The organism is Serratia sp. ASV30 (genome assembly GCF_016428815.1).
Taxonomy (GTDB): domain Bacteria; phylum Pseudomonadota; class Gammaproteobacteria; order Enterobacterales; family Enterobacteriaceae; genus Chania; species Chania fonticola_C.
Genome location: NZ_JAELTL010000002.1, coordinates 21,379 through 35,386, shown reverse-complemented (window position 1 = coordinate 35,386; position 14,008 = coordinate 21,379). Strand labels below are relative to the sequence as shown.

General features: G+C 55.4%; 14 protein-coding genes. 7 read left to right on the top strand and 7 right to left on the bottom strand.

All coding sequences use genetic code 11. The annotated features are described in order from the left end of the window. The first annotated feature begins 4 nt into the window (after positions 1–4). The 4 genes from ribD (at position 5) to thiL (ending at position 3,166) form a co-directional block, all read left to right on the top strand. Positions 5–1,111, top strand: a complete 1,107-nt coding sequence (gene ribD, locus JHD74_RS00980; RefSeq protein WP_024528648.1) for a bifunctional diaminohydroxyphosphoribosylaminopyrimidine deaminase/5-amino-6-(5-phosphoribosylamino)uracil reductase RibD — start codon at positions 5–7, stop codon at positions 1,109–1,111. 120 nt (positions 1,112–1,231) lie between these two features. Further along, positions 1,232–1,702 carry a 6,7-dimethyl-8-ribityllumazine synthase gene (gene ribE, locus JHD74_RS00975; RefSeq protein ID WP_021805495.1) on the top strand — a complete coding sequence of 157 codons (471 nt, stop codon included), beginning with the start codon at positions 1,232–1,234 and terminating at the stop codon, positions 1,700–1,702. A gap of 21 nt (positions 1,703–1,723) precedes the next feature. Beyond that, positions 1,724–2,140, top strand: coding sequence for a transcription antitermination factor NusB (gene nusB, locus JHD74_RS00970; protein WP_021180188.1), 417 nt, complete (start codon positions 1,724–1,726; stop codon positions 2,138–2,140). Positions 2,141–2,185: 45 nt separating this feature from the next. Further along, a complete protein-coding gene (gene thiL, locus JHD74_RS00965) occupies positions 2,186–3,166 on the top strand; it encodes a thiamine-phosphate kinase (protein WP_024528647.1) in 981 nt (326 codons plus the stop codon). Positions 3,167–3,311: 145 nt separating this feature from the next. On the opposite strand, the gene JHD74_RS00960 is transcribed toward thiL, so the two are convergent. The 4 genes from JHD74_RS00960 to xseB all read right to left on the bottom strand — a co-directional run bounded on the left by JHD74_RS00960 (position 3,312) and on the right by xseB (position 7,460). Beyond that, complete coding sequence (locus JHD74_RS00960) at positions 3,312–4,286, bottom strand: aldo/keto reductase (protein WP_199061308.1); 975 nt, start codon at positions 4,284–4,286, stop codon at positions 3,312–3,314. A 118-nt stretch (positions 4,287–4,404) separates the two neighbouring features. Next, a complete protein-coding gene (dxs, locus tag JHD74_RS00955) occupies positions 4,405–6,267 on the bottom strand; it encodes a 1-deoxy-D-xylulose-5-phosphate synthase (protein WP_024528645.1) in 1,863 nt (620 codons plus the stop codon). Between the two features lie 21 nt (positions 6,268–6,288). Beyond that, positions 6,289–7,191 carry a (2E,6E)-farnesyl diphosphate synthase gene (ispA, locus tag JHD74_RS00950; RefSeq protein ID WP_024528644.1) on the bottom strand — a complete coding sequence of 301 codons (903 nt, stop codon included), beginning with the start codon at positions 7,189–7,191 and terminating at the stop codon, positions 6,289–6,291. 5 nt (positions 7,192–7,196) lie between these two features. Beyond that, positions 7,197–7,460: an exodeoxyribonuclease VII small subunit gene (xseB, locus tag JHD74_RS00945; protein ID WP_024528643.1), complete on the bottom strand. Its 264-nt coding sequence runs from the start codon at positions 7,458–7,460 to the stop codon at positions 7,197–7,199. 284 nt (positions 7,461–7,744) lie between these two features. On the opposite strand from xseB, the gene thiI reads away from it, so the two are divergent. Both thiI and JHD74_RS00935 read left to right on the top strand, forming a co-directional pair. Then, positions 7,745–9,193 carry a tRNA uracil 4-sulfurtransferase ThiI gene (gene thiI, locus JHD74_RS00940; protein WP_024528642.1) on the top strand — a complete coding sequence of 483 codons (1,449 nt, stop codon included), beginning with the start codon at positions 7,745–7,747 and terminating at the stop codon, positions 9,191–9,193. Positions 9,194–9,370: 177 nt separating this feature from the next. Beyond that, positions 9,371–10,162 (top strand): DUF4198 domain-containing protein, encoded by a 792-nt coding sequence (locus tag JHD74_RS00935; protein ID WP_024528641.1) that lies wholly within the window; start codon positions 9,371–9,373, stop codon positions 10,160–10,162. 40 nt (positions 10,163–10,202) lie between these two features. Here JHD74_RS00935 and yajL read toward each other — a convergent pair whose 3' ends face one another. After that, positions 10,203–10,793 (bottom strand): protein deglycase YajL, encoded by a 591-nt coding sequence (gene yajL / locus JHD74_RS00930; RefSeq protein ID WP_024483935.1) that lies wholly within the window; start codon positions 10,791–10,793, stop codon positions 10,203–10,205. After that, positions 10,756–11,667 (bottom strand): 2-dehydropantoate 2-reductase, encoded by a 912-nt coding sequence (gene panE / locus JHD74_RS00925; RefSeq protein ID WP_024528640.1) that lies wholly within the window; start codon positions 11,665–11,667, stop codon positions 10,756–10,758. The genes yajL and panE overlap by 38 nt, the downstream gene beginning before the upstream one ends. A gap of 169 nt (positions 11,668–11,836) precedes the next feature. Between panE and JHD74_RS00920 the strand changes: the two genes are divergently transcribed. Further along, on the top strand, positions 11,837–12,328 hold the full coding sequence (locus tag JHD74_RS00920; protein WP_024483937.1) for a YajQ family cyclic di-GMP-binding protein: 492 nt from the start codon (positions 11,837–11,839) through the stop codon (positions 12,326–12,328). Positions 12,329–12,568: 240 nt separating this feature from the next. Here the strand turns inward: JHD74_RS00920 and JHD74_RS00915 are convergent, their stop codons facing one another. Beyond that, positions 12,569–13,933 carry an MFS transporter gene (locus JHD74_RS00915; RefSeq protein WP_024483938.1) on the bottom strand — a complete coding sequence of 455 codons (1,365 nt, stop codon included), beginning with the start codon at positions 13,931–13,933 and terminating at the stop codon, positions 12,569–12,571. Between the last annotated feature and the right edge of the window lie 75 nt (positions 13,934–14,008).

Here is a 14,008-nt window from a genome sequence, read left to right as displayed (position 1 = left end):
CCGCATGCAAAACGACGAATTCTATATGGCACGTGCCTTTGAGCTGGCACGTCTGGGGCGTTTTACCACCACACCGAACCCGAACGTGGGCTGCGTGATCGTGCGCGATGGTAGTATCGTGGGTGAAGGCTTTCATTTGCGGGCCGGTGAGCCTCATGCTGAAGTACACGCTTTGCGCATGGCAGGGGAAAAGGCGCGAGGGGCTACGGCCTATGTCACGCTGGAACCTTGTAGCCACCATGGCCGTACGCCACCTTGTGCAGATGCTTTGATTGCAGCGGGAGTCAGCCGCGTGGTGGCAGCCATGCAAGATCCCAATCCACAGGTTGCCGGGCGTGGACTATACAAGCTGCAACAGGCGGGCATCGAAGTGCGCCACGGCGTAATGCTGGCAGAGGCAGAAGCGGTCAATCTGGGGTTCCTCAAGCGTATGCGCACCGGGTTTCCCTATGTGCAGCTCAAGCTGGGCGCTTCACTGGATGGCCGTACGGCGATGGCCTCGGGGGAAAGCCAGTGGATCACCTCACCGCAGGCCCGGCGGGATGTACAGGAGTTGCGGGCGGCCAGTTCGGCGATCCTCAGCACCAGCGCAACCGTGTTGGCCGACGATCCTTCGCTAACGGTGCGCTGGGATGAACTGAGCAGTGAAACCCAGCAGATTTATCCGCGTGACAGCCTGCGCCAGCCGCTACGGATTATTCTGGACAGCCAGAACCGGGTCACGCCTCAGCACCGGGTCGTGCAGCAACCGGGTATGACTTGGTTGGCACGCCAGCAGCCAGACGATCGGGTTTGGCCAGCAGGGGTGGAGCAATTATCTTTCCCACTGCACGGCGGCGGTATCGATCTGGTGGTAATGATGATGCAACTGGCCAAGCGCCAGGTGAACAGCATCTGGGTCGAGGCTGGCGCACAGCTTGCCGGTGCGCTGCTGCAGGCTGGGCTGGTGGATGAGCTCGTCTTGTACATCGCGCCCAAACTATTGGGGGATAATGCCCGTGGGCTGTGCCAACTGCCGGGGCTGACGCACTTGGCCGATGCGCCTGAGTTTGTCTTTAGCGAGGTACGCCAGATTGGCCCCGATCTGCGCCTGCGGTTAACCGCCAAATAGAGAATGTAACCTTTGCCTGCCGGTGCAGCCGCGTTTTACAAAAGCGCCGCGCAGCCGGGCAAAGAATATGATAGAATCCGCCCCCCTGCGGGGTATTGAACCCATTTTTAAGGAAAGCCCATGAAAGTTATCGAAGGTGTTGTTGCTACTCCAAATGCCCGTGTGGCGATCGCAATTGCACGTTTTAACAATTTCATCAACGACAGCCTGCTGCAAGGTGCCATTGATGCACTGAAGCGTATCGGCCAGGTTGCTGATGACAACATCACCGTTGTTTGGGTCCCAGGCGCTTACGAGCTGCCATTAACCGCACGCGTGCTGGCTAACACCGGTAAATACGATGCGGTGATTGCTCTGGGTACGGTGATCCGTGGGGGCACCGCGCACTTCGAATATGTGGCGGGCGAAGCCAGCTCCGGTCTGGGCCAAGTCTCTATGAATACCGAGATCCCGGTTGCCTTTGGCGTGCTGACCACCGAAAGCATCGAACAAGCGATCGAGCGTGCTGGCACCAAAGCGGGCAACAAAGGCGCAGAAGCCGCCCTGACCGCACTTGAAATGATTAATGTAATCAAAGCTATTAAAGCCTGAATTTAGTTTAAGGGGAATTCCGTGAAACCTGCTGCTCGTCGTCGCGCTCGTGAGTGCGCTGTTCAAGCGATTTACTCTTGGCAGTTGTCTAAAAATGACATTGCCGATGTTGAACACCAGTTCCTGACGGAGCAGGATGTCAAAGATGTTGACGTCGCCTATTTTCGTGAGCTGCTGTCCGGTGTGGCAGTCAACGCAGGTATGCTGGATGGCCTGATGGCCCCCTTCCTGTCGCGCCAGCTCGAAGAATTGGGCCAGGTGGAAAGAGCCGTGCTGCGCATTGCGCTGTTCGAGCTGAAAATGCGTGAAGACGTCCCTTACAAAGTGGCCATCAACGAAGCGATCGAACTGGCGAAAACCTTCGGCGCAGAAGATAGCCACAAGTTTGTAAATGGCGTGCTGGATAAAGCAGCCCCCAGCATCCGTAGGAAAAAATAAAATATAAGGCCGGGAAACCGGCCTTACTTCTTTGGAAGACGAATTATGGCATGTGGCGAATTTGATCTCATTGCCCGCTATTTTGACCGGTTCAAAAGTGTGCGCCGCGACGTACAGCTCGGCATTGGCGATGACTGCGCACTGCTTACAGTGCCGGAAAAACAGCTTTTAGCCATCAGTACCGATACCCTGGTTTCGGGTATTCACTTCCTGGCGGATATCGATCCCGCCGATCTCGGTTATAAAGCCCTGGCGGTTAACCTGAGCGACCTGGCAGCAATGGGCGCCGATCCCGCGTGGCTTTCGCTGGCGTTGACGTTGCCGGAAGTGAACGAAGAGTGGCTCAAGGCGTTCAGCGATAGCCTGTTCGAACAGATGAATTACTACGGCATGCAGCTGATTGGCGGCGACACCACCCGTGGCCCGCTGAGCATGACGTTGACGATCCACGGCCATATCCCGGTCGGGCGGGCGTTAACCCGCAGCGGTGCACGCATTGGCGACTGGATTTACGTGACCGGTACGCTGGGGGACAGCGCCGCCGGGCTGGCAATCCTGCAGGATCGTTTGCAAGTGAGCGATCGGGCTGCTCAAGAATATCTATTGGCGCGCCATCTGCGTCCGCATCCGCGTGTGCTGCAAGGCCAAGCGCTGCGTGATTTGGCCAGCTCGGCGATCGATATCTCCGACGGTCTGATTTCCGATCTGAGACATGTGCTGAACGCCTCTGAGTGCGGTGCCCGTATTGAACTGGATGAGTTGCCGCTGTCGCAGACGCTGACCAGCAATACCGAGGCAGATCAGGCGCTGCGTTGGGCGCTGACCGGCGGCGAAGATTATGAACTGTGCTTCACCGTGCCAGAGATCAATCGGGGTGCGCTGGAAGTGGCATTAAGCCATTTAGGAGCGGATTACACCTGTATTGGCCAGATTGGCCCGCAGTCTGAAGGGATGAAGTTCTACCGCGATCAGCAAGAAGTTGAACTGCCTTGGAGTGGTTACGATCACTTCGGGAGCGCTCAATAGCCATCAGTATGGCGTTATGAGTCTCTTTGGGCTCAGACTGATCCTGTTAGTAAGAGATGGCTTTATTCCGGCCTGAGCTATTGGCCGAAACCTAAAAACCCGACCTCAGCAGTCGGGTTTTTGCATTTTTGACTACGCTTGGCTGCTATTCAAAGCCGACCACATGATGCGGCACATAGGCCGTTTCTAATTCTGCAATTTCCTGTGATGTAAGCTCCAGATCAATGGCGGCTACGGCATCGATCAAATGTTCGCTGCGTGAAGCACCAATAATCGGCGCGGTAACCACCGGTTTACTCAGCAGCCATGCGAGGGCGATTTGCGCTCGCGAAACGCCGCGCTCTTCAGTAATAGTGGCTACTCGCTCGGCAATCAGAGCATCAACCCCTTCGGTAGCGTCATACAAGGTTTTGCCATATTGGTCGCTGACCAGACGCGCTGTGGTTTCGCCCCAAGGGCGTGTCAGCCTGCCACGTGCCAGCGGGCTCCAGGGAAGTACCGCAATCCCTTCGGCGGCGCAGAGCGGGTGCATTTCGCGCTCTTCTTCCCGTTGGATCAGGTTGTACTGATCCTGCATGCTGGCAAAGCGTGTCCAGCCGTGCAGATCGGCGGTGTACAGCGCCTTGGCAAACTGCCAGGCGTACATCGAAGAAGCTCCGATATAGCGTGCCTTACCCGATTTTACTACGTCATGCAGGGCTTCCAGCGTCTCTTCGATCGGGGTTTCATAGTCCCAACGGTGGATTTGCAGTAAATCGACGTAGTCGGTACCCAAACGCCGCAGGCTGTCGTCGATCGACTGCATGATCTTGGGCCGTGACAGGCCACGTTCCAAGTTGCTCATGGCGTTATAGACTTTGGTGGCGATCACCACCTCGTCGCGGCGAGCATAGTCGCGCAGTGCCCGGCCAACGATCTCCTCGCTGCTGCCATCGGAATAGTTGTTGGAGGTATCAAAGAAGTTGATTCCCGCATCCAGCGCCTGCTTGATCAACAGACGGCTGCTTTCCTCCGGCAGCGTCCAGGCATGGTTGCCACGTGAGGGCTCGCCATAGGTCATGCAACCCAAACAGATGCGGGAAATGTTGAGATCGGTGTTACCTAGCTGTAGATATTTCATGCCTCTCTCCTGTGTACCGTTCAAAAAATAACTGTAGCGGAAAATGATGCAGAAATGATGGGCGTGGCGTTGAAGAGTGGGATTGATAAGGGCGCCCAGTGCGGCGCCCTTAGCTAGTTTATGCCAACCAGGTTTCGATCTGGCGTTGAATACCGGCCGCATCCAGGCCCAGATCGCTGCGGATCTCTTCCTGGCCGCCCTGTGGGATAAAGTAATCCGGCAGGCCAATGTTCAGTACGGGTACTACACGGCGTTTGGCCATCAGCAATTCGTTAACCCCACTGCCAGCGCCGCCCATAATGGCGTTTTCTTCCAGCGTCACCAACACTTCGTGGCTGGCGGCCATTTCCAGCACCAGTTGTTCGTCCAGTGGTTTGACGAAGCGCATGTCCACCAGCGTAGCGTTCATCGCTTCGGCGACCTGAGCGGCTTCCGCCAACAGGGTACCAAAGTTGAGGATGGCAATCTTTTCCCCTTCGCGGCGCACGATGCCCTTACCGAGCGGCAGTGCGGCCAGAGGTTCCAGCGTTGCCCCCGTACCGTTGCCCCGTGGGTAGCGTACCGCACTTGGGCCAGCGTTGTGGTGATAACCGGTGTACAGCATCTGGCGACATTCGTTTTCGTCGCTCGGCGTCATGATCACCATATTCGGGATGCAGCGCAGGAACGAAATATCAAAGGCGCCCTGGTGGGTCTGGCCGTCGGCACCGACAATGCCGCCGCGATCGATGGCAAACATCACCGGCAGCTCCTGGATCGCCACGTCGTGGATCACCTGATCGTAGGCGCGCTGCAGGAAGGTGGAGTAGATCGCCACCACCGGCTTGTAACCGCCGATCGCCAACCCGGCGGCGAAAGTCACCGCATGCTGCTCGGCGATCGCCACGTCGAAATACTGCTGCGGATAGTCGCGAGAGAACTGCACCATGCCGGAACCTTCGCGCATGGCTGGCGTGATCGCCATCAGTTGGCTGTCTTTGGCCGCCGTTTCACACAGCCATTCGCCAAAGATCTTGGAATAGGTTGGCAGGCCGCCAGCACTTTTTGGCAGGGTGCCGCTCGCCGGATCGAATTTCGGCACCGCGTGGAAGCTGATCGGATCCTTTTCTGCCGGAGCATAGCCACGGCCTTTTTTGGTCATGATATGCAGTAACTGTGGGCCTTTCAGGTCACGCATGTTTTTTAGCGTAGCGGCCAATCCCTGCACGTCGTGCCCGTCTACCGGGCCAATGTAGTTAAAGCCCAGCTCTTCAAACAGCGTGCCTGGGACTACCATACCTTTGAGGTGTTCTTCGGTACGCTTGAGCAGTTCTTTGATCGGCGGCAGACCGGAAAGCACCTTCTTGCCGCCTTCGCGCAGCGTGGAGTAGAGCTTGCCAGACAGCAGTTGCGCCAGATGATTATTCAACGCCCCGACGTTTTCTGAGATCGACATTTCATTGTCGTTCAGCACCACCAGCATATCCGGGGTGATGTCGCCCGCATGGTTCATGGCTTCGAACGCCATGCCTGCGGTGATGGCACCGTCGCCAATCACGCAGACGGTGCGGCGGTTTTTGCCCTCACGCGCGGCGGCCACGGCCATACCAAGACCCGCGCTGATCGAGGTTGAAGAGTGGCCAACGGACAACACGTCATATTCACTTTCGGCGCGCCACGGGAATGGGTGCAGGCCGTTTTTCTGGCGAATGGTCGAGATGCGGTCACGCCGACCGGTCAGGATTTTGTGTGGGTAAGCCTGATGGCCAACGTCCCAAACCAGGTGATCGAAAGGGGTGTTGTAGACGTAATGCAGTGCCACCGTCAGCTCGACGGTACCCAGCCCAGACGCAAAGTGGCCACTGGAACGGCTGACGCTGTCCAGCAGGTATTGCCGCAGTTCATCACACAACTTCGGCAGGCTTTCTTTTGGCAACGAGCGGAGTTCTTCAGGATTTTCCGCTAAGGCCAAGGTCGGGTATTTGGCTATATCAAGACTCATTCAGTACTCATATCAGAGGAGTTAATTGTCGCGTTCAATAATGAAGTTGGCCAATGCACGTAATGGTGCGGTGTTATAAGATTGTGTGGCCAACGAGTCTAATGCGGCCAAGGCTTCCTGATAGAGATCCCACGCTTTTAACTTGGCACTGTCAAGCCCAAGTAGGGCCGGGTAGGTACTCTTGCCAAGCTGTTGGTCGGAGCCTTGGCGTTTACCGATTTTTTCGGTTTCGCCCACGACGTCAAGAATATCGTCCTGCACCTGAAACGCCAGGCCAATGGCGGCCGCGTAACGGTCAAGTTCAGGGAGTGCAGCACGGCCCGGTTCACCGGCGGCCAATGCCCCCAAGCGAACCGCAGCACGGATCAGCGCGCCGGTTTTATGGCGATGGATTTGTTCTAGTGCCTGTAGATCGATCTGCTTGCCTTCGGCTTCCAGATCCAGCGACTGGCCACCGCACATACCGGCAACGCCGCTGGCTTTGGCCAGTTCGGAAATCATCGCCAGCCGATCGCGCAGTGCCACATCGGGCATGTCGGCGTCAGCCAGGATCGAGAAAGCCAGCGTTTGCAGGGCATCGCCCGCCAGAATCGCGTTAGCTTCGCCAAATTTGATATGACAGGTTGGCTGGCCACGGCGCAGATCGTCGTCATCCATTGCTGGCAGGTCGTCATGGATCAGCGAATAGGCATGGATGCACTCCACCGCCGCCGCTGGGGCATCCAGATTCTCCAGGCTCAGGCCAAACATTTGCCCGGTGGCGTAAACCAGGAAAGGCCGTAGCCGTTTACCGCCCAGCAAGGCGCCGTGACGCATCGCCTCAACCATTTTGCCCTCATTGAACGGCAGCGGAGCGATATAACCAAGCAGTGCGCGATCGCTGCGCTGATGGAAGGCCTGTAACTGATCGTGGAACTCAGACATCGTAATTACTCAGCGTCCGGGGTAAAAGGGGTCAGTGCAGCATCGTCGTTATGGTCGTTGAGCAGGATCTGTACGCGCTGCTCAGCCTGTTGCAGCTTTTGTTGGCCCTGGCGAGCCAATTGGACGCCACGTTCAAACTCATTGAGCGCATCTTCCAGCGGCAACTCGCCGGATTCCAACCGGGTTACGATACTTTCGAGTTCGCTCAGAGAATTCTCAAAGCTGATGCCTTGCTCTTTACTGTCTGATTGTGCAGGTTTTTTCGCCATAGTTTTCTTTTTACATCATCATGTGAACAGTGGGGCCCGAGCCTATCCTAGCGGATCTTGATTAGCAAATCATGGCACGTCTATGTGGTTTTGTGCACGGCGCGCGTGCAGATAGTGATATACTTCGCGCCCAGATAAGATTGATAAAAGCTCGGCCAGCCCGCGATTTTATCAATCTTATCGCCATTGTATACCTAATAGCCTTGCAGTGGCAGCTAACCGCCGCCGCTGAACCCCGTAGGGCAGAGGTATTGCCTAATTTTCATCAGACTATAAAGACCGCCATGAAGTTTATCATTAAATTGTTCCCGGAAATCACCATCAAGAGTCAATCTGTGCGCTTGCGCTTTATTAAGATCCTGACTACCAACATCCGTAACGTCCTGAAGCAGTATGATGAAACTCTGGCGGTTGTCCGTCACTGGGATTTTATCGAGGTGCGTGCCAAAGATGAAGATCAGCGCCCGGTGATTGCCGATGCCCTGACGCGTATTCCCGGCATTCACCATATCCTGGAGGTGGAAGATCGCGCCTATACCGATGTCCACCACATCTTTGAGCAGACGCTGGAAACCTACCGCGAGCAACTGGAAGGCAAGACCTTCTGCGTACGGGTGAAACGCCGTGGCAAGCATGAGTTCAGCTCGCAGGATGTTGAGCGTTACGTCGGTGGCGGTTTGAACCAGCATATTGAAAGCGCACGCGTCAAACTTTCTCGCCCTCAGGTCACGGTGAACCTGGAGATCGATGACGACAAGCTGATGTTGGTCAAGGCGCGCCGCGAAGGCATTGGCGGCTACCCGATCGGCACCCAGGAAGATGTGCTGTCACTGATTTCCGGCGGTTTTGACTCCGGTGTTTCCAGCTATATGCTGATGCGCCGTGGCTGTCGCGTACATTATTGCTTCTTTAATCTGGGTGGCGCGGCGCATGAAATTGGCGTCAAGCAGGTTGCCTACTATCTGTGGAACCGCTTCGGCAGCTCACACAAGGTGCGCTTTGTGGCGATCGATTTCGAACCGGTGGTCGGTGAGATCCTGGAAAAGGTCGATGACGGCCAGATGGGCGTGGTGCTCAAGCGTATGATGGTGCGTGCCGCTTCCCAGGTTGCTGAGCGTTATGGCGTACAGGCTTTGGTGACCGGCGAAGCGCTGGGCCAGGTTTCCAGCCAGACCCTGACCAACCTGCGCCTGATCGATAACGCCTCCGATACCCTGATCCTGCGCCCGCTGATCTCGCATGATAAAGAGCACATCATCAACGTGGCGCGTGAAATCGGCACTGAAGACTTCGCCAAGACCATGCCGGAGTATTGTGGTGTGATCTCAAAAAGCCCGACGGTCAAGGCAATCAAAACCAGGATTGAAGAGGAAGAAGGGCACTTTGACTTCGAGATCCTCGATCGCGTGGTGCGCGAAGCGCGTAACGTCGATATCCGCACTATCGCAGAAGAAACCAGTCAGCAGGTCGCCGAAGTAGAAACCGTGGCTGAATTCAGCGCTGACGAAGTGATCCTGGATATCCGCTCGGCGGACGAGCAGGAAGAGAAGCCGCTGCAACTGGCGCAGGTGGAAGTCAAACTGCTGCCGTTCTACAAGTTAGGCACGCAGTTTGCCGATCTCGATCAGAGCAAAACCTATCTGCTGTACTGTGAGCGCGGCGTGATGAGCCGTTTGCAAGCGCTGTACCTGCTGGAGCAGGGCTACGCTAACGTTAAAGTCTACCGCCCGTAATCTGCGTTGCAGGGTAGCAATGCCGTTTCTCTGGTGTTGCTACCCATAACCACTTCCCCTGTTTGATCCTCCTTTTTTCTCTTTCCCCTCGAATAACTTTGACAGAGTGGCTTACTTTGGTTTATTTATTGTTACGTTATAACATATCTTTTTATTGATTGGGAAAGGAGCAGGTTAATGCAGTTAAAACAGTTGGTGGTGATACTGCCTTTTTGGTTTGTCAGCTATTCTCAGGCCCATTCTTTATGGGTTAATGCGCTACCCGCTGCGGGTGGGCAGAGCACGATAGAGCTCGGTTATGGAGATGAGTTCCCTACCGCAGAAGCGATCCCTGAAGATCGCCTGCACATTTTCGCACCGGCACAGCTGATCGGAAAAAATGGGGATCTGTTGCTGAAGCCTGGTAAAGAGAATTACCAGTTCGTGACGGAAAAACCGTTAGCCAAGGGCAGCTATGCCGCTATCGCTCTCTATAAACCCACCTATTGGTCGAAAAATAAAGCGGGATGGCAACAGCAGAGCAGGACGGAAATGCCGGATGCGCTGTACTGCGAGCGGGCCTCCATGTTCGGTAAGACCATTGTGAACATCGATGGTGCGACAGAGACCGCCGTCATCAGCCAGCCGCAGGGATTGCAGTTGGAAATTATCCCGTTAGCCAACCCGGCTACTATCAAGCCAGGGCAGCCGTTGCCAATACAGGTATTGTATGACGGGAAACCGCTAAAGAATGCCGATGTGACGGCGACGTTTGCCGGTTTTGGCGACCAACATGAGCACCACGGGCATACTCATAGTCATGCCAAAGCCTTTTTGAATCAGACCGACGGCAAGGGCAAAGTCAATGTTTACCCGCTGAAGGCAGGATATTGGGTTGTCGAAACCGAACATAAACTGCCTTATGTGGATAAGGCGAAATGTGATGAATCCGTGTTGCTTTCAACGCTGACCTTTACCATCAGCGAATAAGTCATTGGCTTGGCAGGCCAACCGGCCTGCCGATATTGATTCAATCGCGGAAGTCGTACATGCCAGGGATCAGTACCAGCTGTGCCGCTATCTCTGCCGCTTTGGCCTTACCCAACAGCAAATCGATCAGTTTCAGGGCAAACTCCATCGAGGTGCCTGGCCCTTGACTGGTGAGCAGGTTGACGCGCGGGTCGAACACAACGCGTCTTTCCATCCACTGCCCTTCTGGGATCTGCTCTTTCAGGCCGGGGAAGCCGGTCATATTGCCGATCGGGAACAGTTGGTGATGCTGCAATACCAAGGCCGGTGCCGCACAGATGGCGGCGACAATATTGCCTTGCAGATGCATCTGGCGGACTTTTTCCACCAGCAACGGGCTATCGCGAAAACATTCCGCACCCTTGATGCCGCCAGGTAAGACGATGGCGTCAAAGTGGTCATCAACAATCGCCACCAAGGGAGCGTCTGCCAGCAGCTTCACGCCGCGTGAGCAGACGATGGTCAGGCCACCGTCACTGGCAACGCTGGCGGTCGTTACTTTGACTCCGGCACGAACCAGCAGGTCGATGGTGGTTACGGCTTCGGTTTCTTCACTACCAGGTGCCAGGCAGACCAATACCGATGCGCTCATAGCTATTTTCCTTGCGTTTAATGATTTCAAACAGGCGGGTATTTTCTGGCAGAGGAATGCCGTGGCTGCGTCCGCGACGCAGCAAATAACCGGTAATGTAGTCGATCTCTGTGTGCCGCTGAGAACGGATATCCTGCAGCATCGAGGAGATGTTGTCCGCCGTTGACTGGATCACCTGCATCACATAGAACACCAGGCTTTCGCATGAGGTGTGGTGGCCTTCCATCTCCATCACGCTAGCCACTTCACGGCAGATAAGCTCTATCTGCTCAGGATAGCGTTGCAGATCGCCATTACGGCAGTCATACAGTACGGTTAGCGGGTTGATGACGCAGTTGACCGCCAGCTTGCGCCAACTGGCCGAAGTAATATTGTTATGCCAGGCAACGTCTGGCAGGGCTTGATGCAGTATCTCTGCCAGATGGCTGAGATGGGTGGCTTGCCGTGTCGTTGGGCCGATATGGGTGGTGCCGTTGGCGACGTGCACAATAGTGTTACCATCATGGCGTGCGGCATGCGTGGTGATGCCCTGTAACACCGGCTGGCTGTGCGGTGGCAACTCCTCTTGAGTCCCTATGCCGTTATGCAGTAGCAAAATGGCACAGCGAGGGTTTAGTTTGGGCAGCAATGCCGTCACCGCGCTGGAAACCTGCCAGGCTTTCAGTGTAACCAGCAGTAACTCACTTTGCCGCAGGTGTTCGGGATCGTTGGTGGGCAAATTACGGTTAAACGATGTGCCGTCGGGGTCAATGACGTTGACCGCACAAAATGGCTGGGGCACCCGTAACCATCCCTGTACATCGTGGCCCTGCTGATATAGCTTGGCAAGCCACAGTTGTCCGAGTGCACCGCAACCAAGAATGGTTATTTTCATTAAATCTCCTTGGTGTCCGGTAAGACCACTGGTGGATCCTTTTGATTATAGGCTTATCTGTTATTGAACGTCTTGTTCAAGCGCATATCCGAATTTTGCCTGAAACCGCAAAGCGGGTATCATGCACGGCAACGAAATCATAGAGCACCCATTCAGGAGGAAGAGAAGTATGCCATCTTTCGACATCGTTTCCGAAATTGATATGCAGGAAGTTCGCAACGCCGTTGATAACGCTACCCGCGATCTCAGCACCCGTTGGGATTTCCGTAACGTACCGGCCAGCTTTGAGCTGAACGAGAAAGACGAAAGCATTAAGGTCGCCAGCGAGTCTGACTTCCAGGTGCAGCAACTGCTGGATATCCTGCGCGAAAAACTGATGAAACGCAGCATTGAAGGCGGCGCGCTGGAGATCCCGGAAGAGTTGACCCACAGTGGCAAAACCTACAGCGTGGATGCCAAGCTCAAGCAGGGGATCGAAAGCTCAATGGCGAAGAAGATCGTCAAGCTGATCAAAGACAGCAAGCTGAAGGTACAGGCGCAGATCCAGGGTGATGAAATCCGCGTTACCGGTAAGGCGCGTGACGATCTGCAAAGCGTGATGGCGCTGATCCGTGGTGCCGATCTGGGGCAGCCGTTCCAGTTTAAAAACTTCCGCGATTAAGTAGTGCCGATCTGGGGGTAGCCCCTCACCCTAACCCTCTCCCACAGGGAGAGGGGACCGATCGTGCCACAACTTTACGTCTGTTCCAGTCTGTAACCCCGGGTCAAATATTCATCTGAACATGCCACAGACAGAGTGTTGTGCCTGACTATAATGCCGTACCCGCTCCCTCTCCTTTTTGGGGAGAGGGTTGGGGTGAGGGGGAACAACAGACGATCAAGCCAAAGTAGATGGGCATCCTTAAAGCGCTGCGATCAGGGCTTCCAACTGGCCGCGATTGGTCTGTTTGGTATCTACCTTCACGTAAGCGCTGCGCTCCTCGGGAACCACAACTGCTTCCGCTACGCCCGGCTGAGCCAGCAAGCGGCTTTGTAACGCCGAATCTTTTACCGCCAGTTCAGACAACGTGATACGCAGGCTGCTGACGTAAGGTGGCTCTTTCATGGTGCTGCTGACCACAAACCAGACGGCGGCAAGTACCGCACCGGCGATAAAGACCAATCCTGCTCCCTGAAAACCATATAACCAGCCGCCCACGCTGCCGCCGATGGCCACGCCAATAAACTGGCTGGTGGAGTAAACGCCCATCGCCGTGCCTTTATAACCCGCAGGGGACTCTTTGCTGATCAGCGAAGGCAGGATGGCTTCCATGACGTTAAACGCCATAAAGAACAACTGCACCCCGGCAATGATGCCCCATAGATGCTGGCCAGAAAACCACAGCACCACCTCGGCACAAAACAGAACCGCTACGCAGCCCATAAAGACCTGCTTCATGCGGCGATACTTTTCTGCATAGATGATAAATGGCACTACGGCAATGAAAGAAACCAACATGGTGACCAGATAGACTTTCCAGTGATCCGCCGCGGCCAGCCCGGCTTTTTCCATTGCCAACGGTAGGGCGACGAAGCTGGACATCAGCAGGATATGCAGGCACAGGATGCCAAAGTTGAGTTTCAACAGCCGCGAATTATTCAGCACCTTGCTGAAACTGCCCCGTACGATGCTCGACTCCCGGTTCAGTACGTGTTCGTCAGCAGAAGGGACGACCAGCAAGGTAATAGCGATACCGGCGAGCGACAGCACGGCTATCATCCAGAACAGCGCATGCAAACCGAAAGCATGGGTCACTATCGGGCCCACCACCATGGCGATAGCAAAGGTGATACCGAAGCTGATGCCGATAAACGCCATCGCCTTGGTACGATTCTGTTCGCGGGTTAAATCCGACAGCAGCGCCATCACCGCAGCAGCTATTGCCCCGGAACCCTGCAATGCACGGCCAAGAATGATCCCCCAGATAGAGTCGCTTAAGGCTGCGATCACGCTGCCAAGGGCGAAGATCAACAGCCCGCCGACGATCAGCGGCTTACGGCCAACGCGGTCGGAAATCAGGCCGAAGGGGATCTGAAATACCGCCTGCGCCAGACCATAAATACCGATAGCCAGGCCGATCAGTGCCTCGCTGGCACCGTGCAGCGCCATCCCATAGGTGGTCAGGACCGGTAACACCATAAACATGCCGAGCATGCGTAGGGAAAAGACGGTACCCAAGCCCCAGGTTGCGCGGCGTTCTTGGGGCGTCATAATATTGTCGTTCATGTAAACCTCAGTTAACCCGTCGCCTTTCAAGTTGCAGCGTTGTTAGCTGCACTTGCTCACCCCAGTCACTTACAA